This is a genomic window from Calditrichota bacterium (assembly GCA_014359355.1).
Taxonomy (GTDB): domain Bacteria; phylum Zhuqueibacterota; class Zhuqueibacteria; order JANLFK01; family Oleimicrobiaceae; genus Oleimicrobium.
In genome coordinates this window covers 1-4,255 of sequence record JACIZP010000026.1, presented here as the reverse complement: position 1 = coordinate 4,255, position 4,255 = coordinate 1, and the positions used below count along the sequence as shown (strand labels likewise).

The 4,255-nt window shown below is 59.3% G+C and carries 3 protein-coding genes; all 3 read left to right on the top strand.

Going from position 1 to position 4,255, the window contains the following annotated elements:
- The first annotated feature begins 141 nt into the window (after positions 1–141).
- Entirely contained in the window at positions 142–2,019 is a 1,878-nt protein-coding gene (locus H5U38_01205; GenBank protein MBC7185630.1) for a T9SS type A sorting domain-containing protein, read from the top strand.
- A 112-nt stretch (positions 2,020–2,131) separates the two neighbouring features.
- A complete protein-coding gene (locus tag H5U38_01200) occupies positions 2,132–3,856 on the top strand; it encodes an endo-1,4-beta-xylanase (GenBank protein ID MBC7185629.1) in 1,725 nt (574 codons plus the stop codon).
- Between the two features lie 64 nt (positions 3,857–3,920).
- Positions 3,921–4,255 (top strand): hypothetical protein (locus H5U38_01195; protein MBC7185628.1); only part of this gene is annotated, 335 nt, incomplete at its 3' end.

Genomic DNA, 4,255 nt, shown 5'->3' with positions numbered 1-4,255 from the left:
CGGTTTTACCTGATCAAGGAGGACAACAGCTAGTGGTGGGCGGCGACGCGGATTGACACGACGACGATTGCGCCGGTGTTCAACGGGGGCTGTTTGGCGATCACTGGTGGTCAGGGGGGGAGCGCGTCGACGGTGCGGGGGATGTATCTTGAGGATGTGTATGTGGATCGTGGGGCGCCGATTGAGATACCGGAGGCGCCGTTTGTGCCGTTTTACGTGGCGCAGTGGGGTTTCATTGGCAACAAGGGGCCGACGCGGACTGCTGGCTGGAAGTTCATCCCTGGTGAGTACGCCGGGAACGCCGGCATCGGCGGCGATACTGGGCCAATCGCGGGTCAGTGGTCGGCCATCCGAGGCGGGTTTGAGGAAGTGGTGACTGCCACTGCCGAGAATGCGATTCGCGTGACCGGGCAGATTGAGTTCGTCGGGGCAGACCCAAAGTGGTGGGGTGCACTGCGATGGGGCCTGTTCTATCACGACAGTGCGGGGGTGGTCGTGAATGTGGATACTGACTCCGCGTTCTGGACCGGGTACGAGAGCCGCGCGTATGGTTACCTATTCCAACCCCACAGCGGCGTGAACGAGAGCCCGAATTGGGCTGCTGGTGGCGGAGGCGACCACGGCGTGGTCCGCGGTGGCGCGTGGATCAGCACTTACGGCCTGAGCCACCTCTCTCTGGGGTTTGTCCGGCAGGAGCCGTTCCGCGCGGAGATGACCGCCGGCGTGTACAACTGGGCGATTTCGGTCCGTCCGCTGCCGGATGGGAGCAATGAAGTGCGCTTCTACTTCATCAAGGAAGACAACAGCTACTGGTGGGCGGCGACTTCCATCGACACCACGGGGATTACCAAGCAGTTCAACGGCGTCTGCTTTGCCATGATTGGTGGTTCTGGCGACGACCCGGCAAAGCTGCGCGGAATGTACTTGCGCGACGTGTACGTGGACCGGGGTAAGCCCATCGACATCCCTGAGGCGCCATTTAGCCCATTCTACGTGGCGGATTGGGGCTTCATCGGCGGTCGGACCGGTGGCTGGACCTTGACGCCAGGAGAAGTGGACGGTAACGTGACCATTTCTGGCACGAGCGCGCCTGTAGGTTGGGCGGCTATCCGCGGTGGGTTTGGCAGAGAGGTGCGACTCACCTCCGGCAAGGCCATCATCGTGACCGGTTCCATGGAGTTCGAGGGTGGCGGCTTCGAAGGATGGAGCTCCTTGCGGCTTGGCCTCTTCCACAGCGATAGCGCGGGCGTCGTTGTCGGCGACTCGTGGACGGGCACGGAAGGGCACCACAACGGTTACCTCTTCCTACCCCACAGCGGGAACAATCAACTCACCAATTGGCAAGGCATTGGCCAACTGGGTACGGTGGGCGCCGTGGTCGACTATGCATGGCTTAGCACCAACGGCCCCAATCACTACGTGCTCACGGCCCGCACCCAGCTGCCTGCTGGTGCTGTCGGTGGTCCTGGTGTGTACGACTTTGCCTTCTCCTTTGCACCTCTGCGCGAAGGAAAGACAGAGATCAGGTACTACATCCACAGGCAGGACGGCACCTACAACTTCGCCGGCATCGTAAGTGACGAGCATGTGCCGCTAGTGACGACCAAGTTCAACAGCATCAACTTTGCAGTCAGCGACCAGGCCACGGCCAAGGCGTTGAAGCTGTACGACGTGCACGTGGACATGGGCGAACCGATCCAGATTCCGGATTCGCTGCTGGTGGCGGTGGCCATGTTGCCGGATCGGATGGTGCCTACCGAGTATGCGTTGCGGCAGAACTATCCGAACCCGTTCAACCCGTCGACCACCATTCAGTTCGCTTTGCCTCGCGACGGCGAAGTAAGCTTGGTGGTTTACGATGCGCTGGGTCGGCCAGTGGCGACGCTGGTCAATGGCCGGATGACCGCGGGCTACTACTCCGTGAACTTCGACGCCTCCAACCTGCCATCCGGCGTGTACCTATGCAGGCTGAGAGCGGGCGAGTACACGGAGACTCGGAAGCTGACGTTGATGAAGTAGACCTCCCCGTTTCTGTCGTTCGCCTCTTTGCAGCCCCGACACGCAGCCTGTCTGCAGCCTGCAGACAGGCTGCTGTCGTAAGGGGCCAGACCTGTCCAGAAGGAAGGATACAATGAGTGCGCACCAGGTCCCATCGGTTCGCTCAACGCAGTGGCTGTGGTCCACGTTGGCCGCACTGCTCCTCTATCTCCACGCGTTCGCGCAAGTGGACACAGTGCAGACCAACGTTCCACGGCTGCGAGATGTATACGCCAACGACTTTTACATCGGCTGTCTTCTGTCCTATCGGCACATCGGTTTGCCGGACGATCCTTACGTGCCGGGCCAGTCCCCCGTGGTTGCACGTCACGGCGGGGAGCTGATAAGATTCCACATGAACAGCATGAGCCCCGGCAACAACATGAAGCCGCAGTATACGGTCGACATTGCTGCCAGCGCGGCAGCCTACAACGGCGCCACAACCCAGGCGGCACGAGATTCGATCGACGTGCACCCGATCGTCCGCTTCAATGGTGACCTGATTGCGCAACTCAACTGGGCTAAGCGGCAGGGGTTCACTTTCAGGGGCCACACCTTAGTTTGGCATAGTCAGACGCCTGCCGCCTTCTTTCGCTCCGGCTACACAGAGTCGGGGCCACGCCTAACCAAAGAGAAGATGACTGAGCGGATGGACCACTACATTCATGAGGTCATCCGCCTGCTCCACGAAGGTTGGCCAGGGTTGCTGTCGGCCATGGATGTGGTCAACGAAGCAGTGTTAGACAACGGCCAAGACCGGACGGACAGCGAGTGGTTCCGCACCTTTGGGGACAACAGCTACATCATGAAAGCATTTGAACTCACCCGCAAGTACTGTCTGGCCTACGGCGAAACGCAGATGAAGCTCTACTACAACGACTATAACACGCACCTTGCTGCGAAGGCAAACGGAATCGTGCGCGTGTGCGGGCCGATTTTCGCGGCAGGGTATCTCGACGGCATCGGCATGCAGGAGCACGACGCCCTGACCTCTCCCACTGCTGAGCAGTGGATTGCCTCGTACCAGAAGTTCGACCCGATCTGCCACGAGATGGCGGTGACGGAGCTTGATGTCACCACAGGCTACGCCCAGCCACCGCTGGAAGTGTTGCGCCAGCAAGCCAATCAGTACGGGCAATTGTTCAAGTGTTTTGTGGAGCGGAGCTACTTTTCCGGCAGGGGGAAGGTCATCAGCGTATCCAAGGATGGTCTCAACGACCAGTACACTTTCAAAACTAATCAGTCCTCGTCTCTGTGGGACGTCTATAACCAATGCAAGCCGGCCTTCTTTGCCGTAGTGGCTGTCGGGAAGTACTACAATGGGCTCGATTCACTGTTGACTCAGGCTAATGCTCTGCAGGAGGAGGAATTTTCTCCCCAAAGCTGGGCAGATTTCGCAGAAGCGCTTTCCAGGGCTCGGAACGCAATGACCCGCAATTACTCTTACGCGACGTCCGCGGCCGATACCCTAGAGGCTGCTTTTGTGGCTCTCAAGGCTTCTATTGAGGCTTTGCAACCGGCCAGCGCGGTTACCTTCGCCAGCGAGCAATATCCTCAGCAGTTTTCACTCAATCCAAGCTATCCCAATCCCTTCAGAGGGGCCACGGTGATTAGTTACCGGCTGCTCCTTACGAGCGAGGTATTTGTTAAGATCTTCGACCTCCGTGGAAGGGAAGTAGCTACGCTGGTTCACGAGCTGCAGAGTCCAGGCGAATATGTCTTGAGATTCGACGGGAGCAGCCTGCCCAGTGGCACGTATCTGTGTCGCATGAAAGTAGGCGATCGTGTCGAAACGCAGAAGCTGATGCTCCTCAGGTGAGGGTGCGTAGTTCCTGATTGTAATTGCCTGGTCGACAAGTTCTGGGCGTAGCGGTCGAAGCCGAATGTGCAAAACGAGTCCCACTCGCCTGGTGGACGTGGCCGTTGCGTTGCTGGCCGTCTCAGGGTTATGGACCGCGAAGGCTTGCGCGCAGGTCGACACGGTCTATGTGAAAGGTGATTGCCCCGATGACCCCGGCAATCTGAATCGGGCGATCACGACAGCCGCGGCGAGTGGCAAACTATCGCAGACCTTGTTCGTGCTGGACCTGAATAGTCGCTATTTTCTGCGCGGTATGATGACCGTTCCGCCAGGGGAGAGGCTGAACATTGTTGCGCCCGACCCTGGAACGACGCAGGAGACCGCTCCCCCACAAATCCTCTGGGTGGATGCCGGATC